This window comes from Thalassovita mangrovi (assembly GCF_009857745.1).
GTDB lineage: Bacteria > Pseudomonadota > Alphaproteobacteria > Rhodobacterales > Rhodobacteraceae > Thalassobius > Thalassobius mangrovi.
On the sequence record NZ_WWEN01000003.1, the window covers coordinates 324320 to 347980 of the forward strand.

At 62.6% G+C, this 23661-nt stretch carries 24 protein-coding genes; all 24 read left to right on the plus strand.

Features of this window, described 5'->3' with window-relative positions; all coding sequences use genetic code 11:
- The first annotated feature begins 6 nt into the window (after positions 1 to 6).
- The 24 genes from GR167_RS08120 to GR167_RS08235 all read left to right on the plus strand — a co-directional run bounded on the left by GR167_RS08120 (position 7) and on the right by GR167_RS08235 (position 23658).
- Positions 7 to 1032: an extracellular solute-binding protein gene (locus tag GR167_RS08120; RefSeq protein ID WP_160972966.1), complete on the plus strand. Its 1026-nt coding sequence runs from the start codon at positions 7 to 9 to the stop codon at positions 1030 to 1032.
- A gap of 2 nt (positions 1033 to 1034) precedes the next feature.
- Positions 1035 to 1796 (plus strand): carbon-nitrogen hydrolase family protein, encoded by a 762-nt coding sequence (locus GR167_RS08125; protein ID WP_160972967.1) that lies wholly within the window; start codon positions 1035 to 1037, stop codon positions 1794 to 1796.
- Between the two features lie 3 nt (positions 1797 to 1799).
- Entirely contained in the window at positions 1800 to 3164 is a 1365-nt protein-coding gene (locus GR167_RS08130; RefSeq protein WP_160972968.1) for an aminotransferase class III-fold pyridoxal phosphate-dependent enzyme, read from the plus strand.
- A 21-nt stretch (positions 3165 to 3185) separates the two neighbouring features.
- Positions 3186 to 4436: a flavin-containing monooxygenase gene (locus GR167_RS08135; protein ID WP_160972969.1), complete on the plus strand. Its 1251-nt coding sequence runs from the start codon at positions 3186 to 3188 to the stop codon at positions 4434 to 4436.
- Between the two features lie 13 nt (positions 4437 to 4449).
- A complete protein-coding gene (locus GR167_RS08140) occupies positions 4450 to 4863 on the plus strand; it encodes a RidA family protein (protein ID WP_160972970.1) in 414 nt (137 codons plus the stop codon).
- Positions 4864 to 4873: 10 nt separating this feature from the next.
- On the plus strand, positions 4874 to 5548 hold the full coding sequence (locus tag GR167_RS08145) for a DUF1028 domain-containing protein (protein ID WP_160972971.1): 675 nt from the start codon (positions 4874 to 4876) through the stop codon (positions 5546 to 5548).
- 3 nt (positions 5549 to 5551) lie between these two features.
- Positions 5552 to 6646: an acetylornithine deacetylase gene (argE, locus tag GR167_RS08150; RefSeq protein ID WP_160972972.1), complete on the plus strand. Its 1095-nt coding sequence runs from the start codon at positions 5552 to 5554 to the stop codon at positions 6644 to 6646.
- 191 nt (positions 6647 to 6837) lie between these two features.
- Complete coding sequence (locus GR167_RS08155; RefSeq protein ID WP_160972973.1) at positions 6838 to 7725, plus strand: LysR family transcriptional regulator; 888 nt, start codon at positions 6838 to 6840, stop codon at positions 7723 to 7725.
- 118 nt (positions 7726 to 7843) lie between these two features.
- The gene (locus GR167_RS08160; protein ID WP_235915885.1) at positions 7844 to 8968 is read left to right on the plus strand and encodes a polyamine ABC transporter substrate-binding protein; all 1125 of its coding nucleotides are present in this window, start codon (positions 7844 to 7846) and stop codon (positions 8966 to 8968) included.
- Between the two features lie 51 nt (positions 8969 to 9019).
- Positions 9020 to 9862, plus strand: coding sequence for an ABC transporter permease (locus tag GR167_RS08165; protein WP_160972974.1), 843 nt, complete (start codon positions 9020 to 9022; stop codon positions 9860 to 9862).
- A 2-nt stretch (positions 9863 to 9864) separates the two neighbouring features.
- Positions 9865 to 10644, plus strand: a complete 780-nt coding sequence (locus GR167_RS08170) for an ABC transporter permease (RefSeq protein WP_160972975.1) — start codon at positions 9865 to 9867, stop codon at positions 10642 to 10644.
- Positions 10641 to 11642, plus strand: coding sequence for an ABC transporter ATP-binding protein (locus GR167_RS08175; protein ID WP_160972976.1), 1002 nt, complete (start codon positions 10641 to 10643; stop codon positions 11640 to 11642). Before GR167_RS08170 ends, GR167_RS08175 begins: the two co-directional genes overlap by 4 nt.
- 2 nt (positions 11643 to 11644) lie before the next feature.
- Complete coding sequence (locus tag GR167_RS08180) at positions 11645 to 12502, plus strand: polysaccharide deacetylase family protein (RefSeq protein ID WP_160972977.1); 858 nt, start codon at positions 11645 to 11647, stop codon at positions 12500 to 12502.
- Positions 12499 to 13740 carry an amidohydrolase family protein gene (locus tag GR167_RS08185; protein ID WP_160972978.1) on the plus strand — a complete coding sequence of 414 codons (1242 nt, stop codon included), beginning with the start codon at positions 12499 to 12501 and terminating at the stop codon, positions 13738 to 13740. Before GR167_RS08180 ends, GR167_RS08185 begins: the two co-directional genes overlap by 4 nt.
- Before the next feature lie 318 nt (positions 13741 to 14058).
- Positions 14059 to 15078, plus strand: a complete 1020-nt coding sequence (locus tag GR167_RS08190; protein ID WP_160972979.1) for a TRAP transporter substrate-binding protein — start codon at positions 14059 to 14061, stop codon at positions 15076 to 15078.
- A gap of 67 nt (positions 15079 to 15145) precedes the next feature.
- The gene (locus GR167_RS08195) at positions 15146 to 15781 is read left to right on the plus strand and encodes a TRAP transporter small permease subunit (RefSeq protein WP_160972980.1); all 636 of its coding nucleotides are present in this window, start codon (positions 15146 to 15148) and stop codon (positions 15779 to 15781) included.
- A gap of 3 nt (positions 15782 to 15784) precedes the next feature.
- Positions 15785 to 17134 carry a TRAP transporter large permease gene (locus GR167_RS08200; RefSeq protein ID WP_160972981.1) on the plus strand — a complete coding sequence of 450 codons (1350 nt, stop codon included), beginning with the start codon at positions 15785 to 15787 and terminating at the stop codon, positions 17132 to 17134.
- A gap of 107 nt (positions 17135 to 17241) precedes the next feature.
- On the plus strand, positions 17242 to 18408 hold the full coding sequence (argE, locus tag GR167_RS08205) for an acetylornithine deacetylase (RefSeq protein ID WP_160972982.1): 1167 nt from the start codon (positions 17242 to 17244) through the stop codon (positions 18406 to 18408).
- A 669-nt stretch (positions 18409 to 19077) separates the two neighbouring features.
- Entirely contained in the window at positions 19078 to 19296 is a 219-nt protein-coding gene (locus GR167_RS08210; protein ID WP_160972983.1) for a Flp family type IVb pilin, read from the plus strand.
- Positions 19297 to 19553: 257 nt separating this feature from the next.
- Positions 19554 to 20756 carry a Flp pilus assembly protein CpaB gene (gene cpaB, locus GR167_RS08215; protein ID WP_160972984.1) on the plus strand — a complete coding sequence of 401 codons (1203 nt, stop codon included), beginning with the start codon at positions 19554 to 19556 and terminating at the stop codon, positions 20754 to 20756.
- A gap of 76 nt (positions 20757 to 20832) precedes the next feature.
- Positions 20833 to 22263 carry a type II and III secretion system protein family protein gene (locus GR167_RS08220; RefSeq protein WP_160972985.1) on the plus strand — a complete coding sequence of 477 codons (1431 nt, stop codon included), beginning with the start codon at positions 20833 to 20835 and terminating at the stop codon, positions 22261 to 22263.
- Positions 22241 to 22447, plus strand: coding sequence for a hypothetical protein (locus GR167_RS08225; protein WP_160972986.1), 207 nt, complete (start codon positions 22241 to 22243; stop codon positions 22445 to 22447). The genes GR167_RS08220 and GR167_RS08225 overlap by 23 nt, the downstream gene beginning before the upstream one ends.
- Positions 22448 to 22546: 99 nt before the next feature.
- Entirely contained in the window at positions 22547 to 23020 is a 474-nt protein-coding gene (locus GR167_RS08230) for a TadE/TadG family type IV pilus assembly protein (RefSeq protein ID WP_160972987.1), read from the plus strand.
- Complete coding sequence (locus GR167_RS08235) at positions 23014 to 23658, plus strand: TadE/TadG family type IV pilus assembly protein (protein ID WP_160972988.1); 645 nt, start codon at positions 23014 to 23016, stop codon at positions 23656 to 23658. The genes GR167_RS08230 and GR167_RS08235 overlap by 7 nt, the downstream gene beginning before the upstream one ends.
- The last annotated feature ends 3 nt before the right edge of the window (positions 23659 to 23661 follow it).

Genomic DNA, 23661 nt, shown 5'->3' on the forward strand with positions numbered 1-23661 from the left:
ACCCTCATGAAAACCTTCCTGACCACCACCGCCCTTGCCCTGGGCCTTGCCACGGCGGCCGCCGCCGAGGGCGAGCTGAAAATCTATCACTGGTTCGAATACATCCCGCAGGAATTGCTGGATAAGTTCGCCGCCGAATACGACGTCAAGGTGACGATGGACACCTTCGACAGCAACGAAGCCCTGCTGGCCGCGCTGAAGGCGGGCAAGATGGGGTCCTATGACGTGGCCGTGCCCGGCGATTACATGGTCAAGATCATGGGCGACGAAGGCATGCTCGACACCTTCACGCCCGACGAAATGCCCAATCTCGGCAATATCCAGGACCAGTGGATGGATGTCGATTTCGACCCGGGCCGCAAATCCTCGATCCCGTATCAGTGGGGCTCGACCTCGTTCTCGGTGAACACCGAGGTCTATACCGGTCCGCTCGACAGCCTCGGCCTGATCTTCGATCCGCCGGAGGAGCTGAAGGGCAAGATCAACGTGCTGGATACTTCCGGCGAAACCCTGACCCTGGCGTCGCTTTACGCCGGCATTCCGCAATGCACCTCGGACCGCACCCAGCTCAAGGCGCTGAACGATCTGGTGCAGGCGGCGAAGCCGTATTGGGCCAGCTTCGGGTCTGATGTGGCCAAGGACGTGCTGGTATCGGGTGATGCCGCTGCCGGGATGATCTGGTCGGGCTTTTCCGCCAAGGCCCGCGCCGAGGGTGCGCCGATCCAGTATGTGTTCCCGAAAGAGGGCATGATCGTCTGGATGGATAACGTGGTGCTGCTGAAGGATGCGCCGAACCGCGACAACGCGCTGAAGTTCATGAACTTCCTGCTGGAGCCGGAAAACGCCGCCGCCGTCACCAACTACGCCGCCTATACGTCGGGCGTGAAGGGTGTGGAGGAATTCCTGCTGCCGGAAATCGCCAATTCGCCGGAATCCAATCCGCCCGCGGATGTGAAGGGCGTCTTCGTGCAGGCCTGCCCGGAAGAGGTGCAGGTCATGTATGACGCCATCTGGACCAACCTGAAGAAGTGACGATGAAGATCGCCATATATCAGGGGCCGCCCATCGGCGGCGATATCGAGGCGGGATTTGCCCGCCTCGATGCGCAAACCCGCGCGGCGGCGCAGGCGGGGGCAGCGATGATCGTCTTCCCCGAACTGTTCCTGCCCGGCTACAACCGGCCCGACCTGCACGGTACCCTGTCCCAGCCGCTGGGCGGGGAATGGTGCAACCGGGTGGCGGGGATCGCGCGCGAAACCGGCTGCGCCATCACTCTGGGCTGGGCCGAACGCGACGGCGACACGGTTTACAACGCCGCCACCGCCATCGGGGCGGATGGTGCGGTTCTGGGCCATTACCGCAAGATCCAGCTGTACGGCCCGATGGAACAGGCCAGCTTCGCGTTTGGCGACAGCTACTGCACCTTCGACTTCATGGGCACGACTGTGGGTCTGCTGATCTGCTATGACGTGGAATTCGCGCCGCATGTGCGGGCACTGGCGGAACGCGGGGCGAAGCTGATCCTGATCCCAACCGCCAACCCGGCGGGGTTCGAACATGTGTCCACCACCTTCGTGCCGTCGCGCGCGGCCGAGATGGACCTGACCATCGCCTATGCCAATTTCTGTGGCGCCGAGGGCGATCTGACCTTTGGCGGCCATTCATTGATCGCGGGCCCCGACGCCCGCCCGATCGTCAGCGCCGGCACGTCCGAAGCGCTGCTGATCGCCGATATTTCGCAGCCCATCGATCCGGCGCTGCGCTCCATGCAACTTGCCGATTTCAAGGAGGTCTGAATAATGTCTCTCGATCTGGACACATCCACCGACGGGGTACTTACCGCCGACACCCATCTGGTGCAAAGCTTTGCCGATCTGAACGCGCTGAAACAGGATGGCGCGCGCACGGTGATCGTGGGGGCCGAAGGCGCCTATGTCACCGACAGCGAAGGCAACCAACTGATCGACGGGATCGGCGGGCTGTGGTGCGTCAACGCGGGGCATCGGCGGCGCGAAATCATCGACGCGATCACCGAACAACTGGAAACGCTGGATTTCTATTCGACCTTCTACAACTTCACCCACCCGGCCGCCGCCGGTCTGGCCGCCAAGCTAGCCGAGCTGGCGCCGGGGCACCTGAACAAGGTGCATTTCGGCAATTCCGGGTCGGTCGCCAATGACAGCGCGATCCGCATCCTGCACCATTATTACAACCGTCTGGGCCAGCCGAAGAAGAAACAGGTTCTCAGCCGCCAGGGCGCCTATCACGGCTCCACCTACCTGGCGATCGCAATGACCACGCCGGAATATTCCGAAGGCTGGGACAAGGCCGAGGGGCTGATCCATCACCTGAAGAAGCCGCATCACTGGCGTGAAGGCGAGGGGATGAGCGAGGCCGAATTCCTCGACGCGCTGATCGCCGACGCGAAGGGCCGGATCGAAGCAATCGGGGCCGAAAACATCGCCTGCTTCATCGCCGAACCGATCATGGGCGCCGGTGGCATCATCGTACCGCCCAAGGGCTATCACGCCGCGATGGGCGCGCTGTGCCGCGATTACGAGATCAAGTATATCTCGGACGAGGTGGTCACCGCCTTCGGCCGTCTGGGGCATTTCTTCGCCTCCAAGGATGTCTTCGACGTGCAGCCCGATATCATCACCACCGCCAAGGGTCTGACCTCGGGCTATCAGCCGCTGTCGGCCACGATCATGAGCGATGAAATCTACGAAGTGATTTCGGGCGAGAGCGGCAGTTTCCTGCACGGCATGACCTATTCCGGCCACCCCGCCGCCGCCGCCGCGGGGCTTGCCAATATCGCGCTGATGGAACGCGATCAGATTCCGCAAACCGTCCGCACCACCGGCAAGCTGTTCGAGGGCAAACTGCGCGACCTGGCTGATATGGACATGGTCGGCGAAGTGCGCGGCAGCCATTTCATGATGGGCATCGAATTCGTCCGCGACAAGGCGGCGAAGACGCCGTTCGAGGTCGAGGACATGATCGGGCTGAAGGTCGCGCAGGCGGCGCAGAAACGCGGCCTGATCGCGCGGCCCTTGGGCAATATCCTGATCCTGTCGCCGACGCTGGTGATGGACGAGGCAATGATCGACACCACGGCAGGGATCTTGTGCGAAAGCATCGCCGAGGTTCAAAATAGTCTCTAATCCAGCGGAAAGGGGGGCATAATGTCCGTTGAGAAAACCGAGGTCCTGATCGTCGGCGGCGGTCAGGCCGGGATCGCGATGAGCGAACATCTGAGCCGGGCGGGCGTGTCCCACCTGGTGCTGGAACGCGGCCGGATCGCCGAAAGCTGGCGCACGAAACGCTGGGATTCGCTGGTCGCCAACGGCCCCGCCTGGCATGACAAGTTCCCGGGGCTGGATTTCAGCTGCGACCCGGACGGGTTTGCGACCAAGGACGAGGTCGCCGCTTACATGGAAACCTATGCCCAGCAGATCGACGCGCCAGTCCGCACCGGGGTCGACGTCACCTCGGTCACCCGGCTGGAGGGCCGGCAGGGCTTCCGCGCGGAAACCAGCGCCGGACCGGTCGAGGCCGATTACGTCGTCGCCGCCACCGGCCCGTTCCATCACCCGCTGATGCCCGATCTGGTGCCCGAAAGCGCCGGTGTCACGCAAATCCATTCCGTCGATTACCGCAACCCGGCGCAATTGCCCGAAGGCGCGGTTCTGGTCGTCGGCGCCGGATCGTCCGGCGTGCAGATCGCGGCGGAACTGCGCAAGGCGGGGCGCGATGTCTACCTGTCGGTGGGCCCGCACGGGCGTCCGCCGCGCAGCTACCGCGGCCGCGATTACTGCTGGTGGCTGGGCGTGCTGAACAAGTGGGATGCCGAATCCACGCCGGGGGTGGAACATGTCACCATCTCGGTCAGCGGTGCCGAGGGCGGGCATACCGTCGATTTCCGCGAACTGGCCGCGACCGGGATCACCCTGCTGGGCCGGACCGGGGCCTATGAGGACGGCAAGCTGAGCTTCGCGCCGGACCTGGCCAAGAACATCGCCGAAGGGGACCGCAATTACCTTGCCGTGCTGGACGAGGCCGACGCTTATATCGACCGCAACGGTCTGGACCTGCCGGAAGAACCCGAGGCACGGCAGATCGGCCCCGATCCCGATTGCGTCACCCATCCGATCTTGGAACTGGACCTCGCAAAGGCAGGCATAACGACCATCGTCTGGGCCACCGGCTTCGCGCTCGATTACGGTTGGCTCAAGGTCGATGCGCTCGACGACAAGGGGCAGCCGGCGCATCTGCGGGGGATTTCGGACGAACCGGGGGTCTATTTCCTCGGGCTGCCGTGGCAGACGCGGCGGGCCTCTTCCTTCATTTACGGCGTATGGCATGATGCTCGCTATATCGCCGATCACATCCTCAAGCGCCGCGCCTACCTCGCCTATCCGGGCGCGCCCAGTTAAGAACGGAACCCCAATGGCCCATACCCGCATTCGCAAGTTCAACACCCGCGATACCTATCCCGAACAGAAGCTCGACAACGACCTGTGCCAGGCGGTGGTCGCCCGCGGCGCCACCGTGTTCCTGCGCGGGCAATGCCCGCAGGACCTGGACACGGCCGCAAACATCGCCAGCGCCGATCCGGTCGATCAGACCCATAAGGTGATGCAGAACATCCGCCAGCTGATCGGTGAAGCGGGGGGCGAGATGGCGCACCTGTGCAAGGTGGTGGTCTACCTGACCGATGTGCGCCACCGCGAAGCGGTCTATCGCACCATGGGCGAATACATCAAAGGCATCCATCCGGTTTCCACCGGTGTGGTGGTGACGGCGCTGGCCCGGCCCGACTGGCTGGTCGAAATCGACGCGACCTTCGTGATCCCGGACTGAGGGGAAGCCCATGACCTTTTCCATCGTCGCCCGCTGCGCCGAGACCGGCCAGTTCGGCGTTGCCATCGCATCGTCCTCCCCCGCCGTCGCCGCGCGCTGCGCCTTTGCCCGGGCGGGTGTGGGGGCGGTGGCGTCGCAGAATGTCACCAACCCGGCGCTCGGGCCTGCCGTTCTGGACAGGCTGGCCGAAGGTGCGGATGCTGAAACGGCCGTGACACAGGCGCTCACTGGTGAGGATTTTCCAGATTACCGCCAGATTTTGGCGGTGGACGCGCAGGGCAACAGCTTCATCCATTCCGGCGCAAACGCTTTGGGGGTCTGGACCGCCGCCAGCGGAACAGACTGCGCATCGGGCGGCAACCTTCTGGCCAATGACGGCGTGCCCGCCGCCATCGTCGCGGGGTTCGAATCCGCCAAGGGCGCGCTTGGCGATCGTTTGATCGCCGCGATGCGGGCGGGGCTGGCGGCAGGGGGCGAGGCCGGGCCGGTGCATTCCGCCGGATTGCTGATCGTGGACAAGCAGGCGTGGCCCTATGCCGAGCTGCGTTGCGACTGGTCTGAGTCCTGCCCCATCGCCGATATCGCCGCCGCCTGGGAGGTCTACAAACCCCAGGCCGACGATTACGTGACCCGCGCGATGAACCCCGCCGCCGCGCCGTCCTACGGCGTGCCGGGGGACGAATAGGCAATGTTAGAGACTGAAATCCTCGCCCGGTTGGTGGGGTTCGAAACCATCACCGATGGCCCGAACCTCGACCTGGTCGACTGGGTGCAGGATTTCCTGTCAGACGCCGGTTTCGACGTCACCCGCATCCCGTCCTCCTGCGGCACCAAGGCCGGGCTGCTGGCGCGCTTCGGCGCGGGCGACGGCGGCGTGTTGTTTTCGGCCCATAGCGACGTGGTGCCGGTCGCCGGGCAGGATTGGCAAACCGATCCGTTCACGCTGACCGAAAGGGACGGGCGGCTGATCGGGCGCGGCAGCACCGATATGAAGGGGTTCCTGGCCTGTATCCTGGCCCATGCCGCCGAGGTGAAACAGGCCCCGCCCAAACGCCCGATGATGATCGCGCTGAGCTGGGATGAGGAAATCGGTTGCCGCGGCATCCCCGAGATGATCGATATGGTGATCCCCACGCTGGGCCGTCCCGACCTGGTGATCGTGGGTGAGCCCACAGAAATGCGCCTGTGCACCGGGCACAAGGGCAAGGCCGCCTATCGCGCCACCTGCCACGGGCAGCCCGGCCATTCGGCGATGGCGCCCCTGTTCACCAACGCCTTGCATCTGGGGGCTGACCTGATCAGTGCCCTGCGCCGGGTACAGGCGCGGCTGGCGGAGACCGGCGCGCGCAAAGACGGCTATCAGATCCCCTATTCGACACTGCATGCGGGCCGGATGTCGGGCGGCGTGGCGCTCAACATGATGCCGGAGGAAGCGCTTATCGATTTCGAAATCCGCCACCTGGCGGCGGAGCCAGCCGAGACGCTGCTGGCCGAGGTCAGGCAGGGCCTGCCGGAGGGGATCGAGATTGCCGAGGTCGCCTCCTATCCCGGCCTCGCCGCCGATCCTAAACAACCCGAAATCGCTGCCCTTGCGCAACTGCTCGACAATCCTGAACCAGTTAAAGTTTCCTACGGAACCGAGGCTGGTTTCTTCGCCGCGCTTGGCCTGCCGACGGTCGTTTGCGGGCCGGGCAGCATGGCGGACGGGCATCAGCCGAACGAATCCATCGCTGTCGGCGAGCTGGAAAGGTGTTCCCGGCTGATCGCGGCTTTTCTGAACTGAAAACACCCCTCAAGCGGTGCTGCGTCCTGAATGTGGAACACAGGCGGGACCACGGAGCCGGACGGCCCGGGCAAACGATGAAATTCTGAGCATTTCACGGGCATTCCCCAAAATATTTGACCAAACGATATGAAAGCCGTGAGGCCCTGAAAATTTTATCCCCACTATGTTTTCATTTGAGAGCGAAATGGATGATTGCGAATATTCCGACCGATCTTCTGAGAACATTTGTCACCGTGGTCGACCTCGGCGGATTCACCCGCGCGGCGCAGAGCCTGGGGCGCACCCAGCCCGCGGTCAGCCTGCAGATCCGCCGGCTTGAAGACCTGCTGCACACCAAGCTGATCCGCACCGAGGGGCGCCAGGTCAGCCTGACCGAGGCGGGCATGGCGCTGAGCCCCCAGGCGCGCCAGATGCTGCGGCTGAACGACGATATCGTCGCGCATTTCGCCGATCAGGCGCTGGAAGGCGGACTGCGGGTGGGCATGCCCGCCGATTTTTCCCACAATTTCCTGGTCGAGGCGATTTCGCGCTTCGCGCTGGACAACCCGGAGGTCCGGGTCGAGGTCGAATGCCTTGTTTCCAAGGATCTGCGCGATGCCTTGGCCGATGACCGGCTCGATATCGCGGTCGCCATCGCGCCGGATGACACCGCACCCTTCCTTGTCGACACGGCCACGATCCGACCGTTCTGGGCGGTCGGCGAAACCTATCGGGGCGATCCGCGCGACCCGCTTGCCATCGTGCGGCATCCCGATCCCTGCGAATACGCCACCCGGATGCGCAACGCGCTGCGCGAAAACGGGCGGAAATGGCATACCACGCTGGTGTCGCGCGATCTGTCCGGGGTGCAGGCGGCCGTGCGCGCCGGGCTGGGGGCCAGCGCCCTGACGCCTGCCACGCTGACCCCGGGAATGCGGGTGGCGCGCGATGACGAAGGATTCCCAGCCCTGGCGCCGCTGAAGATCGGGTTGTTCTACAAACACGCCGCCCTGTCGCGGGCGGGGCACGGGCTGGCCCAGCATCTGATGTATCATATCGGTGAGGCGGGAAATCCGGCGATCCATAAGAATCCGTAATGCGCCCCTTCAAATTGGCAGTTTCCGCATCAAACCGATCCGTTCCTAAGATGCCCCGGTGAACAACAAGAATCGGGCCTGGGAAAAAAGCCCGGTCGAACAACAGGGAAACGTAACGATGAAAAGCACCTCTGCTCTGACGCGGCGCGGCTTCATGACCGGTGTGGCCGGCGCGGCGCTCAGCACCCCGATGCTGAACCGGGCCTGGGCCGCGGAACCCACCGTGATCAACATGCTGGCTTGGTACGGCCATGCCGAACCCGACATCGTCGGCGAATTCGAAGCGGCCAATAACGTCAAGTTCGTTCCGAAATACTATGCGGGCGGCGACAACATGCTGGCGCTGATCGCGCAATCGCCGCCGGGCACCTATGACCTGATCCTGTCGGACGCCGAATTCGTGCAGCAGCTGAACGCGGCCGGCTATATTGAGCAGATGGACGCGTCGCTGTACCCGTTCGACGACTTCTTCCCGGAATATCAGCACTTCCCGGGTCACTGGGTCGGCGACGACCTGTGGTCGGTGATGGTGCGCTACGGTCTGCTGGGCGTGTCCTACAACACCGAAGCCCTGACCCGCGAAGAGGCGATGAGCTACAATTGCTTCTGGAACGAAAAGGTCAAAGGCAAGGTGGGGCATTTCGACTGGCACCTGCCGAACCTGGGCCAGATGTCGCTGCTGATGGGCAACGACAAACCGTCGCCCTTCGACATCAGCGAAGACGCCTGGGAAGCGGTGCAGGAAAAGACCATGAGCCTGAAGCCGCAGGTCGGCGGCTATTTCGATTACGGCGGAACCTTCTCGTCGCTGAAGAACGGCGAAATGCTGGCCATGTGCGGCATCGGCGACTGGATCACCGGGGTCCTGCAAAAGGACGGCGCGCCGGTGGCCAGCGTGATCCCCGAAGAGGGCGGTATCCAGTGGACCGAAAGCTATTCGATCGGCAAGGGCACCACCAAGCACGACATCATCAACAAGTTCATCCAGTACATGCTGAGCCCCGAAGGCCAGGTGAAGTCGATCGAAATGGCCGCCTATCCCGGCCTGTCGCCGACCAAATCGGGCTGGAAAGCCATCCAAGCCACCAACCCCGAAGAGGCGAAGCGGTCCGGCATGCTGGAGGATTCGGATCAGAACCCGATCAAGATGTATCAGGAAGGCCGCGTGCATATCCGCGACATTCCCCGCCAGCAGTCGCTGGAGGACTGGAACGACTTCTGGTCGGAATACAAAACCGCCTGATCAGGCGGGTCCCGGCGCCGCGCGCGCCGGGACCTTTCGAGCCATAGAGCCATGAAGACCCGAATTTCACTTTATCCCTATGTCTGGCGCCTGCCGCTGCTGATCTGGCAGGGGCTGTTTTTCGTCGGCCCGCTGGTGCTGATGGTGGCGATGTCCTTCTGGCTGGTGAAGAACTACCGGATGGAGCCGGATTTTATCCTCAAGAACTGGGATAAGATGCTGAGCCGGGGCTATTTCTGGGATGCCTATTGGATTACCCTGTGGCGCGCCAGCCTGGCTGCCGTGCTGGCGTCGCTGATCGCCTTTCCCGCCTCCTACACCCTGGCCTTCCGGGTCAGCGAAACGACACGCCGCTGGGCGATCTTCTTTCTCATCGTGCCGTTTTTCACCTCTTACCTGGTGCGGGCCTATGCCTGGCAGGTGCTGCTGGCGGAATCGGGGCCGATCAACGCGATCCTGGGCTTTGTCGGACTGGGGCCGCTGACCATGCTGAACACCGGGATCGGGGCGATGGTGGGATACATGACGCTGGTGCTGCCGCTGGTCGTCATCCTGCAAACCTTTTCGCTGGCCGCGATCGACCGCAACCTGATCGAGGCCGCGTGGAACCTTGGCGCGCGGCCGCGCGCGACGCTGTTCCGGGTGATCATCCCCTCGGCCCGCGTCGGGCTTATCATCGGCGCGGTCTTCGCCTTCATCCTGAGCTATGGCGATTTCGTCAGCCCGTTCTACCTGGGCGGATCGAAGCCCCCCACCATGTCGATCCTGATCATCGACACCACCAAATCGGGGCAGCAATGGCCGCGCGCGGCTGTGGTCGCCATCATGATGATCGTGACGCTGTTCACCGTGGCCTTCGCCGCCGTCGGCGCGGCCTATGGGCGGAGGAAATGACGATGCGCCTTTCCGACGTCCTGTCGCGCATATACGTGCTGGCGCTGTTCCTGTTCGTGTTCCTGCCGATCCTCACCAGCGTCGTGTTCTCGTTCAATTCGGACCGGTTCCCGACCGTGCCGTTGGGCCATTTCACCACCCATTGGTACGAAACCGCCTTTTCCCGGCCCGAGGTCTGGACCGCGTTTGGCAATTCGCTGATCGTCGCGGTCTGCGCGGCGGCTTTGTCGACCGTGCTGGGCTTCGTCACCGCCTATACCGATTACCGCTACGGGTTCCGGTTCAAATCCGCCTATCTGGCGCTGGCGCTGCTGCCACCTACCATTCCGCTGGTCATCATGGGGCTGGCGATGCTGGCCTGGCTGGGGCGGCTGGGCCTGTCGGGCACCCTGCCCGGCATCGTCATCGCGCATACGGTGATGGGCGCGCCCTTCGCCATGGCGATCTGCCGGATGCGGCTGCAGCAGATGGACCCGTCGCTGGAGGCGGCTGCGTGGAACCTCGGCGCCTCGCCCTGGCGGGCGATGTCGGCGGTGGTGATCCCGTTCACCGTGCCGGCGCTGATTTCGGCCTTCTGCCTGACGGCGGCCGTCAGCTTCGATGAATTCATCGTCGCCTGGTTCGTGTCGGGGCTGAACAAGACCGTGCCGGTGATGATCCTTGAAATCCTGCAGGGCAACGTGGATCCGCAGATCAACGCCATCGGCACGGTCGTGTTCCTGACCTCGATGACGCTGGTGATCCTGGCCCAACTACTGATCCTTCGCCGGAGTGCTGCATGACTAAACAAGAAACATTGGTCACCTTCCAAGGCGTCCGGAAACAGTATGACGATTTCGTCGCGGTCAAGACGCTGGACCTGGAAATCGGCCGGGGCGAATTCGTCGCCATCATGGGGCCGTCGGGCTGTGGCAAGACCACGACTTTGCGGATGCTGGCCGGGCTGGAAAGCCCGACCGAGGGCACGATCACCATCGGCGGCAAGGTGATGAACGACGTGCCCGCGCATGAACGCGATACGCCGCTGGTGTGGCAATCGCTGGCGCTGTTTCCCTTCCTCAACGTGCAGGAAAACGTCGAATTCGGGCTGAAGATGCGCGGCGTGCCGGATTTCGAACGCCAGCCGCGCGCGCTCATGTGGCTGGAACGGATGGGGCTTAAGGGGTTCGAAAAGCGCCGCATCGACCAGCTGTCGGGCGGTCAGCGGCAGCGCGTGGCGCTGGCGCGTTCGCTGGTCACCGAACCGGAAATGCTGCTGCTGGACGAACCCTTGTCGGCGCTCGACGCGCATCTGGTGATACGGATGCAGGGCGTGCTGACCAAGCTGCAGAAGGAACTTGGCATCACCTTCGTCTATGTCACCCATTCGCAATCCGAAGCCTTCGCCATGGCCGACCGCGTGGTCATCATGGGCCAGGGCGAAGTCGCCCAGATCGGCGCGCCGCGCGACATCTTCCGCGCGCCGCGCAACCGCTTCGTGGCGGAATTCGTCGGCCGCAACAACATCTTCACCGGGCTGGGCCGCGAGGGCCGCGATATCGTCGTCGCCGCCGACCGTATTTCGGTGACCCGCGACAAGCCCGAAGGCCCCGCGATCAAGGCCGAATTCCTGTCCGAGGAATTCGTCGGCACCGCCATCCTGTGCTATTTCGAAACCCCCGAGGGCGAGGAGCTGAAGGCGCAGGTCACCGAGGAACAGCTCGAAGCGCTTGGCGCGGAACCGGGCATGGCGTTCTGGCTGGGCTGGGCGCCCGAGGCCGCGCATGAGATGGAGGGGTGAGGATGGACTGGCCCAATGGGGCGGGATTTGCCGCCGCGATCACCTTCGACATGGATGCCGACAGCCTGATCCACGCCGCCGGGCCGGACGGGTGGAAAAACGCCTATGCGGTATCGATGGGCCAATACGGGCCGCATGTCGCCATCCCGCGCATCCTGGAAACCTATCGCCGGCTGGGGATGAAGCAGAGCTTCTTCATCCCCGGCTGGTGTGTGCAGACCTATCCCAAGGCGGTCGAGGCGATCCTGGAAGGCGGGCACGAAATCGGCTGCCACGGCTGGATTCACGAAAACCCGGCCAATCGCAGCGCCGATCAGCAGGCCGAGGATCTGGACAAGGCGATCGAGGCCTTGGCGGCGTTTTCCGGCTACCGCCCGCGCGGCTATCGCGCGCCGGTCTACCAGATCACCAACGACCTGCCGGGGCTGCTGCTGGACAGGGGTTTCACCTATGACAGTTCGATGATGGCCGATGACGATCCTTACGCGCTGGACGTGTCGGGGCGGAAGCTGATCGAAATCCCGCCGCATTGGGGTATCGATGATTGGCCGCCCTTCGCTCATTACGAGGAAATCGGCTACATGATGCCGGTGCGGGGCCCGTCCGAGGGGCTGGCACCGTTTTTCGAGGAATTCGTGGCCGCCAAGAAGGATGGCGGGCTGTGGCACGCGGTCTGGCATCCGTTCCTGACCGGGCGGCGGGCGCGCTGGCAGGTGGTCGAGGAATGGCTGGAAACCGCGCTGACCGAAGGCGCATGGTTTGCCACGCTGGGCGAGATCGCCGATCATTCCGCGAAACTGGATGCCGAGGGCGGGCTGCGCGTGTTGCCCTTCCCGGCCTATGAAGGACCCCAGACATGAGTTTTGATCTGATCGTGAAGGGCGGCACCCTGCCCGACGGCACAGTGGCGGATATCGCCATTCAAGGCGACCGGATCGCCGCGGTGGAACCCGGGATCGCGGCCGACGCGGGTGAGGTGATCGACGCCAGTGGCAAGCTGGTCAGCACCCCCTTTGTCGACTCGCATTTCCACATGGATTCGACGCTCAGCTATGGCCGGCCGCGGGTCAACGCGTCGGGCACCCTGCTGGAAGGGATCGCGCTTTGGGGCGAGTTGAAACCGATCCAGACGCGCGAGGAAATCGTCACCCGCGCGCTGGACTATTGCCGCCAGGCGATCGGCAAGGGCATCCTTGCGATCCGCAGCCATGTCGATGTGACCGACCCGGATTTCAAGACGGTCGAGGCGCTGCTGGAAGTGCGCGATCTGGTGAAGCATGTCCTGGACCTGCAACTGGTCGCCTTTCCACAGGACGGCTGGTATCGCGCAAAAGGCGCGGAAGCGCAGGTGATCCGCGCGCTGGACGCTGGTGTCGACGTGGTCGGCGGCATCCCGCATTTCGAACGCACCATGGCCGACGGCGCGGCCTCGGTCCGGGCGGCCTGCGAGCTGGCCGCCGAGCGGGGGCTGATGGTGGACCTGCATTGCGACGAAAGCGACGACCCGATGTCGCGCCATGTCGAAACGCTGGCCGCCGAAACCACGCGGCTTGGCCTGCAGGGGCGGGTGGCCGGGTCGCACCTGACCTCGATGCATTCGATGGACAATTACTATGTCGCCAAGCTGATCCCGCTGATGGCCGAGGCCGAACTGGCCGCCATTCCCAATCCGCTGATCAACATCACCCTGCAGGGGCGGATGGAAAGCTATCCCAAGCGGCGGGGCATGACGCGGGTGCCGGAACTGCGCGCGGCCGGGCTGACCGTCGCCTTCGGTCAGGATTGCGTCAAGGACCCGTGGTATCCGCTGGGATCGGGCGACATGCTGGACGTGGCGCATATGGGGCTGCACGTGGCGCAAATGACATCGCCCGACCAGATGCGCGCGGCCTTCGGCATGGTCACCGAAACCCCGGCGAAGATCCTAGGGCTCGATTATGGCCTGTCCAAGGGTGCAAGGGCGAGCCTGGTGGTTCTGGACGCCCCCAACCCGATCGAGGCGCTGCGCCTGCGCCCGGCGCGGCTGTCGGTGATTTCGAACGGCAAGGTGGTCGCGCAGACGCGGCCAAGCGAAACCACGCTGCAGGCCGGTCTGTAACTTGGGGCCTGTGTCATCGGGGATGCGGCCGGGGTGTTCCGGCCGTGGCCCGGCCGGAGGTAGCGCGCCACGGCGGTCGTTCACCGGCCGCGACTCGGTCCCGGGTGAGTCGCTGAGCAAAATGTAAAAAGACATTGATCATGCACATTTTCTGAGCAGATTGCCGCATTGCAGCATGAGCTGACACCCGCCAGAAAATATCCCTATAGCTAAATCAAATATCTATAGCCAAAATTAATAATGCAGACGTGTTTTAAATTGGTCATTCTTTCCGCCGTTTCGTAAAAGCCATCTGACCCTTACAACCGGGAGGAACCCATGAAACGTTTCCTGAAGACATCCTTTGCGGCGCTTGCCGTACTGGGCGCAGCCAGCGCCGCCCACGCGCAGGAAGTGACGCTCAGCGTTCATCACTTCATGTCGCAGAAAGCCCCGCTGCACGCGAAATTCCTCGTGCCGCTGGCCGAAAACATCGCCAAGGCCAGCGACGGCCGCATCAAGCTTGAACTGTTCGACAGCATGTCGCTGGGCGGCCGTCCGGGCGACCTGTACGACCAGGCCGTCGACGGCGCCGTCGATATCGCCCTGACCCTGCCGGGCTATACCTCGGGCCGCTTCAACCAGTCCGAAGTGTTCGAACTGCCCTTCATGATGCAGGATCCGGTGGCCACCTCGAAAGCCTTCTATGATCTGGTCGAAAGCGACCTGCAGGACGGCGAATTCGAAGAAGCCAAGATCCTCACCGGTTGGGTTCACGGCCCCGGCGTGATCCACTCCGAAGAACCGATCACCAAGCTGGAAGACCTGGCCGGCAAGGAAATGCGCGGCCCGACCCGCCTGGTCACCGACCTGCTGGGCGAACTGGGCGCGACCCCGGTTGGCATGCCGCTGCCGAAGATCCCGGAAAACCTGTCCAAGGGCGTGATCAGCGGCGCCGTGGTGCCGTGGGAAGTGACCCCGTCGATCCGTCTGGCCGAGCTGGTTCACAACCATACCGAGCTTGGTGGCGACAAGGCGCTTTACACCGCGACCTTCGTTCTGGCGATGAACTGGGACGTCTATGAATCGATGCCCGAAGACCTGCGCGCTATCCTGGACGAACAGACCGGCAAGGCGCTGGCGGAATTCGCCGGTAACGTGATGGTCGAAGCCGATGCATTCGGCCGGTCCAAGGCGGAAGGCAACAACATCATCCAGCTGGACGAAGCCGAAGTGGCCCGCTGGATCGACGCGGCGAAGCCGGTCTATGACCGCTGGATCGAACGCGCCAACGGCGAAGGCTTCGACGGCGCCGCCGCCATCGAAAAAGCCAAAGCGCTGATCGCGGAAAACCAGTAATCCGCTCACCCTACGCAGGTCCGGCCCGCCACAGCGGGTCGGACCACCCCCTTTGCTGGATGATTTCATGACAATCTACGAACGTACCGAAAGGGCGATCACGCGCTTTGCGGCCGGTTTGGCCCTGCTGGGCGGATTGGGGCTGATCTTCGCCACTCTCGTCACCTGCCTGAGCATCATTCTGAAACTGGTCCGGCGCGTGCTGGACGGGATGTTCGGTTCCGGCCCCATCGGCGACGCCCTGCCCTGGCTGCACGCCATCCTCGGCGAGGAAGAGCTTGTCACCTATGGCGTCGGCTTCGCCCTGTTCGCGGCGCTGCCCTGGGTGATGATCCGGTCCGGCCATATCCGGATCGACCTGTTCGAACCGGTTTTCGGCCGCCGCCTGAACCGGTTCCTGAACCTGATCGCGGATATCGCGCTGGCGGCGATCGCCTATCTGATCCTGACCCGGCAATGGTTCCTGATCATCAAGAAGGCCCGTGGGTCGAAAGAACCCTTCGGCAACCTTCTGCTGCAGGGCGATTTCGCCCAGGCCGCCGACCGGATCAGCACCAACCAGGAATCGCAAATCCTCGGCCTGCCGCTCTGGCCCACCTATATCGTGGCCGAAATCTGCGTCGCCGCCTTCCTCATCGTCGCTTGCTTCTGCGTCTGGCGCAGCGCCCGCGACCTGTTCAAAAATCCTCAGGCGGGGCAGTGATCCATGTTCGAATTCCTGACATCCACTTTCACTGATTTCCAGCTGGGCCTGCTCAGCTTCCCGGTTCTGCTGCTGCTGATCGCGCTGCGCGTACCACTGGCCGCCGCGATGTTCATCGTCGGCCTGGTCGGTACCTACCTGGTCGCCGGCAACATGCGGATGATGGACAGCCAGCTGAAGACCTTCACCTACGGCACGCTGACCAACTATTCGCTGTCGATCATCCCGCTATTCCTGCTGATGAGCGAATTCGCCACCCGCGGCGGCATGTCCACATCGCTGTTCAAGGCCGCCGAAGCCTGGCTGGGTCACCGCCGCGGCGGGCTGGCCATGGCGGCGATCGGCGCCTCGGCCGGGTTCGGCGCGGTCTGCGGTTCGTCGCTGGCCACCGCGTCCTCGATGGGCCGGGTGGCTTTGCCGGAACTGGACCGCGCGGGCTATAGCGGGGCGCTGTCCACCGGCGCGCTGGCCGCGGGCGGCACACTGGGCATCCTGATCCCGCCCTCGGTGGTTCTGGTCGTCTATGCGATCCTGGCCGAGGAAAACATCGAGAAGCTGTTCACCGCGGCCTTCATCCCGGGCATCCTGGCCATGCTGGGCTACATGGTCACCGTGTCGATCTATACCCGCATGGTGCCGGGGTCGGGCAACGCGCTGCCGCGGATGCCCTATCGCGACCGCTTCCAGGCGCTGTTCCAGGTCTGGCCCGTCATGCTGATCTTCGCGCTGGTGATCGGCGGCATCTATACCGGTGCGTTTTCGCCCACCGCCGCCGCCGCCGTTGGCGTAGCCGGCACCGCTGTCGTGGCCTGGTCCAAGCGCAGCCTGAACCTTGAGGTGATCAAGGAAGCCCTGCTGAACACCGCGCAGTCCTCGGCGATGATTTTCTTCATCATCCTGGCGGCGGGCGTGTTCAATTCCTTCCTGTCCTCGGCGCAGTTGCCGCAGACGCTGGCCGCCTATTTCCTCGAGGCCGACGTCAGCCCGTGGACGATCCTGATCGGGATGCTGCTGCTGTACCTGATCCTGGGAACGGTGATGGATTCTCTGGCGATGATCTTCCTGACCGTGCCGATCTTCATTCCGATCGTGACGCAGCTGGATTTCGGTATCCCGCAGGCGGAAATCGGCATCTGGTTCGGCATCCTGGTGCTGATGTCGGCGGAAATCGGTCTGATCACCCCGCCGGTCGGCATGAACCTGTTCGTCATCAACGCGATGTCCAAGGGTGTCAGCATCGGTCACACCTATCGCGGGGCAATGCCCTTCGTGGCCTCGGACATCATCCGGATCGGGATCCTGGTGCTCTTCCCGTCGATCACGATGTGGCTGGTGCGGCTGTTCTACGGCTGATCGCGCAATCGCGGCTTGACGGCAGCCGCCGTCGCGGATTTCAATCTGAAACGGCCCGGCCCATCGCCGGGCCGTTTTTATTTATTCGCAAGACGGGACGCATCGCATTGGCCGCGACCTTGAATTCCGCCCTCGACCTGCTTGACGATCTGGTCCGCTTTCCCGGCCTGCCGGGGCAGTCCAACCTGGACATCGCGGGTTATGTCCAGGCCTATCTCAAGGATCACGGCGTCTATTCCGAACTCATCTTCGACGACAGTGGCGAACGGGCCAACCTGCTGGCCACCATCGGCCCGGCGGTGGATGGCGGTATCGCCCTGTCGGGACATATGGACGTGGTGCCGGTCGACGGGCAGGCCTGGACACGGCCCGCGTTCGAACTGACCCGCGAGGCGGGCCGCGTCTATGGCCGCGGGGCGGTCGATATGAAGGGGTTCCTGGCCTGCGCCCTTGCCGTGGTTCCAGACCTCGTCACAGCGCCGCTGAAGCGGCCAGTGCACCTGGCCTTCACCTATGACGAGGAACCCGGGTCGATCGGCGCGCCGGGGCTGGCGCGGCATTTCGTGGCGACCGGGATGAAACCGGCGGCGGTGATCGTGGGCGAACCGACGGAAATGAAGGTGGTCGCGGGCCACAAGGGCGGGTTCGAGCGCTGCACCCGCTTCACCGGCGTCGCGGGCCATTCCTCGGACCCTGCGCGCGGTGTCAGCGCTATTCATTACGCCGCCCGCTTCATCACCTTCCTCGAAGGGCTGGGGCAGGAATTTGCCGCCAACCCGCTGCCCGACAGCCCGTTCCATCCGCCCTATAATACGGTCAACGTGGGCACCATCGGCGGCGGTGCCGGGCGCAGCATCATCGCCGAGGATTGCACGCTGGACTGGGAACTGCGCGTCACCCCGCCCGATGACGGGATCGCGGCAATGCGGCGGATCGAGGCGTTCCTGAACGATCTGGAAGCGCAAATGCAGGCCGCCTTCCCGCAGGCGTCGATCGTGACCGAACAGGTTTCGAATTACCCGGGGCTGCGCTTCGATCCGGGTTCTTCGGCGCTGGACGTGGTGCGGCAGCTGAGCGGCGAAAACGGCTTCACCGCCGCGCCCTTCGGCACCGATGCGGGCTGTTTCGACCGCGAGGGCCTGCCCAGCGTGGTATTCGGCCCCGGCAGTATCGAGCAGGCGCATATCCCCGATGAATACATCGAGACGGCGCAGATCGAGGCCTGCCTGGCCTTCCTCGGCGCGCTGTGCGACCGGCAATGCCGGGATTTGTGACCGCGCTTCTATCACAAAGCTCATAGAAATCCGGCGCAGACCCATCGCCCCCTTGCTCCGTGGGCGCAAAGCGGCCGGGCGCCAAGTGATGGGTGACACCGGTGCTTGCGGGCCCTGCGCAAACGATCCGAACGGCCGATATTCAAGCCGATCGCGTGGCAGTGTGGCACCATCCGGCCGGGGCAAAACCCGGGGGCTTCAATTCCGGGTTTTCATGATTCGAAAAGTGATGTTTGTAGACACAGGCAATAACATTTCGATTCTATTTTCTATGCCTGATTGTTTTTTAAATACAAAAATCGTCTTAAGATAGTTAATTGGATTTAACGTCTATTCTACAATAAATTTGATTAGAATTATTCCAAACTACCAAAGCGGTATAAAAGCAACTTATGAGTGTTGAAACAGATTGTTTTCGGCGAATTTGGCGTAAAAGTGTATTTATTTAAATACAATTACAACATCTTACAGTCGGGGCTATTCGAAACATTTGTGACGCCCCGGATAGTTTCTTAATCTAAATCAAAGTTCCTTTGTTCATCAGATGTATACCTGTTCCTAGTAACCCGTACTAATCGCCTTAATCCCTCGTATTAGAACGGACGGTAAATCAAGGTTTTTAAAGTGTGAAACGCGCTCGCAGCGCTTGGAAAATTGGAGTTGAATGAGATGAATTTCGTGACGCTTTATATCGCAGACGTTATCCGCCGCCTTCGTGCCGACGACGACGGTCTGGCGCTCACCGAATACCTGGTCGTTCTCGGCCTGCTGATCGGTGGCGTGATCGCCGCGGTTATCCTTTTCGGCGATAACCTGTCGGCTGCGTGGACAGCATGGGCCGGATGGCTGGATGACCAGTTGGGCACACCCCCGGCCGTCGTCGAATAAATCGCCGGATTCACAACAGAATCTGCCTATCACCAGGGGCATTTATATTAGAAATTTGCCCCTGGCGATGTGGCTGCAACGGAGTTGCCAAGACTCTCGTAACTGGTCCCGGCGGTGCCGCATGAAGCGATCTGTTCGACAGCTCGGTCATGTCGGACCCAATGCAAACAGGCATTCGAATCTACCTTCCACGCATTCCTGAACCTCCGGTTTCCGAAGCAGGAAAGTGTCCCAAGGTTCGATAATAGGAAAAGTATATGCGGCTTTCTGTAGTTATCAGCTTCATCCTGGCCCTGATCCTGGCCGGCCTTGCCGTTGTCGCTGCACGCAACTGGTTGGCGCTGGAAAGGCAGCAAATCACCGCCTCGGCCCCTGCCGTTCTGCGAAAAGACGAAGACAAACCCAAAAACACGATCGTCGTGGCCGCGGAACAGATCAGCTTCGGTGAGCGGCTGATCCCGAACAAGCTGCGCGAAATCGAATGGGCGGCGCAGGTTTTGCCGCAGGGGTCGTTCGCGACCATCGAAGACCTGGTCGTCGACGACAGCGAAGAAAACGCGCGTTTCGCGCTGACGTCGATGTCCGTCGGCGAACCGATCCTGTCCAACAAGGTGACCATCCCCGGTCAGCGGGCGAAACTGTCCACCTCGCTGACGCCCGGGATGAAAGCGGTGTCCATCCGGGTGAACGACGTTCTGGGCGTGGCCGGTTTCGTTTTGCCGGGCGACCGGGTGGATATCCTGCTGACCCGCGGCCAATCCGGCGAAACCTTCGTCGATGTGTTGCTGCAGGGGGTGAAGGTACTGGCGATCGACCAGATCGCGGACGATCGCAAGGATCAGCCCAGCGTCGTGCGCACCGTCACGTTCGAGGTCAGCACGGAAGAGGCGCAGAAACTGGTTCTGGCCGGAAATGTCGGAACCCTGTCGCTGGCGCTGCGCAACGTGGCCTCGACCGATGTGGAACAACCGGAACGGCTGACGTTGAACGATCTGAGCGACGCCGACGTCGCCCAGGCCCTGGCCCGCGAAAACCTGGCCCGCGTGCAGGAAGAGGCCGAAAAGGCGCGGCAAGAGGCCAGCCAGGCCCGCGAGGAGCTTTTGAAGATGCAGGCGGAAGCCGAAAAAGCGGTCGAGGAAGCGCGTCTGCAGGCCGCAGAAACGCGCGACGAGGCCTCGCAACAGCGGCTGGATGAGCTGGAAGCGTTGCTGAAAAACATATCCGAAGGAATTTCAACCCGCCTGGAAGGTGTAGAACAGAAGATTGATTCCCAAGAACCTGTTATAGTCGAAAAGGAAGTTGTTGTTGAACGCCCTGTCGAAGCGCCGGTTCCGACCGTCGCTGCTCCACCGAAGAAGAGTACGATTGGTGTCATCCGGAACGGCAATCGGGATGAGTATAAGGTGGAACATTCCGTGGCAGACGCGTTCGCTCAAGGCGGCGCTGAAGCAAGTCAATAAGCGATAAGCGTTGCCCGTTTTTAGGGAGGAGCTGTTGTTGTTGAAGAAGAGCAGGTTTCAGGGGCAGGGAAAAACAATGAATAGACTTATCTACAAATTTCAAAGGTCAGGCGTGTTCGCCGTGCTGGGGCTGGCATTCGTTCTTGCCGCGGCGCTGGCGGTTCCGGCATCGGCGCAGACGCGGGACATCACCATCGGCGACGGGGTCGTTTCCAAGATCGAAATCGCGCCGAGCACGACGCTCACGGTGCGGACCAACAAACCCTATGCGGATATTCTGATCGGCGACACGAGCATCATCGATGCCTTCCCGCTGACCGACAGTTCTCTCTATATTCAGGCGCGGCAGAACGGCCTGACCAACGTGACGCTCTACGACAGCAACAAGAAGCTGCTGGAGGTCCTGTCGGTTCTTGTCCGCACCGATTTTTCGGAACTGGAACGCGCGATTTCCCGCGCGGTGCCCAGCGCGCAGGTCGACGTCCTGAACGTCAACAACCGCATCCGCCTGTCAGGTCAGGTGAAAAACAACGTGGATGAACGCCGGGTGCTGGAAATCGCGTCGCAGTTTTCCAGCGATCCGATCGTCAACGCGCTGCAGGTCAAAAGCGCCCAGCAGGTCGAACTGGATGTCCGTATCCTCGAGGTCGAGCGCAATTCGGGGCGGAACCTGGGCGTCGATCTGACCGGAACGCGGAGCGACGGTTCGCAGGCGTTCACCACCAATTACGGACAGAGCGCTATACCGGCCGGGGCGCCCTTCGGTTCTGTCGTGGGTCAGTTGCTTGAAGTGTCGGGCTTTCGGATCGACACTGTGATCAACGCGCTTGAATCCAAGGGCCTGGCCCGCCGGCTGGCCAATCCGAAACTGGTCACCACCAGCGGGATCGAGGCGAATTTCGTCGTCGGTGGCGAAGTGCCGATCCCCGAGGCCACGATCAACGAAAACGGCACCGCGATTTCCGGCACCGATTACCGCGAATACGGGGTGCGGCTGAATTTCGTGCCGCAGGTCCTGGACGACGAGCTGATCAGCCTGCGCATCAGCCCCGAGGTCAGCGATATCGACCCGTCGGTGACGGTGAACGGTCAACCGGCCTTCATTTCGCGCAAGGCCGAAACCACCGTATCGCTGCGCAACGGGCAAAGCTTCGCCATCGCCGGCCTGCTTCAGGCCAACAACGCGCGCACCACCGATCAGGTGCCGTGGCTGGGCCAGGTGCCGATCCTTGGCGCGCTGTTCAGTTCGCGCGGATTCCAGAAGCGGGAAACCGACCTGGTGATCCTGGTGACGCCGCGGCTGGTGCAGCCGGTCGGCCCGAACAAGCCGCTGGCCTCGCCGCTGGATGACGCGCGCTCTTCGAACGATGTCGAGCTTTTCCTCCTGGGGATGTTGGAAGTGAACCGCAATTTGCTGCGCCGGTTCCGCGACGGCACCGGGGTCGCTGGCCCCTACGGCCACATGATTGATCTGGAGTTTGAAGATGGCGTCATCAAGAAAAAGTAAGCTGGGGATCGCCGCGCTTTTCGGGGGCATGATCCTGACCCTGTCCGGTTGCGCCGATTACCTCAGCAACCGCGACACGATTACGGCACGGGCGGGGAACGCCTCGATGGCGAACACGGCGATCCAGGAAATCCAGCCCTGGCCGCCGGCCGCCTACCGGACCACGGTCGGGTACGGCGGCTGACCGCCGGCGCCATTATCAGCTCATTGGATGTTGGTGCGGCTGCGCGCACCTCCGTCCCCGCGTTTGTGTATTTGTTCTTGAACGAGATCGAGTCTCGCAATGTCTGAGCACGGCCATACCGGATTGCGACAGGACCAGCAGGGGGTCATCCTTGTTGAGGCCCTCGTTGTTGCGCCCGTTCTCATCATCCTGACCTTCGGCTTGCTGGAATTCGGCAATATGCTGTGGCAGCGGATGCAGTTGCAGACCGGGGTGCGCGACGCGGCCCGCTATTGGTCGCGCTGCGCGAATGCGATCAGCGGCGTCACCTGTTCGCAGGAAATCGCGCGCAACATCGCATTCTACGGCCAGCCAACGGTTGGCGATTTCGAACGGGTCGCCGGCTGGAATGACGCATCGGAACTGACCATCACTCCGGCCACGCCGCCGTCGCCACCCGGTGGCAGCGCTGCGATCTCCGTGGTCACCGTGACGGGGCGGACGCAATATCAGGGATCGCCCGCCCTGGGCTTCATTCTGGGGACGGCCCCGACCATCCAATACTCATACGAGATGAGGTTCATCGGATGGTAACGCGCAATATCTACAGCCGGTTCCTGCGGCAGGAAACGGGCGTCACCATGATCGAGGCCCTGCTGACCATTCCCTTGGTCTTTCTGCTGATGGCGGGCATGATCGAGGTTGGAACCATGATGTACCAGTTCAGCCAGACCGCGAAGGCGATGCAGGTCGGTGCCCGGCTGGCCGCGGTGTCCTCCCCGGCTGTGGCCGACATGACATGGCTGACCGAAGATTATCCCGAGGATTCGGATGGGACACCGGTTCCAACGGATTTCCGCGAAGTAACCTGCGGGCCCGGCGCTGCGGGTTGCGATGCGGATGCCCTGGCGCGGATTTACGATGGCGGCGACGGTCTTTGCGGCGCGACCGGCGACCTGTCCGGCATCTGCGATGTCGCGCCCTTCATATCGGAAGACAACCTTGTGATCACATATCGGCGGTCCGGTCTTGGCTATGTCGGCCGACCAAGGGGGCCTGTCGTGACCGTTTCCGTCGAGGTGGATGGATTGAATTTCGATTTTTTCATTCTGGATGACCTGATCAGGTTCTTCCTTCCATCCTCCACCTTCGCATCGAGCTTCGAAATACCGGCGCAGCGGGTTTCGATGACCAGTGAGGATTTATCCAGTTGCCGGGGAGTATGCCCATGAATT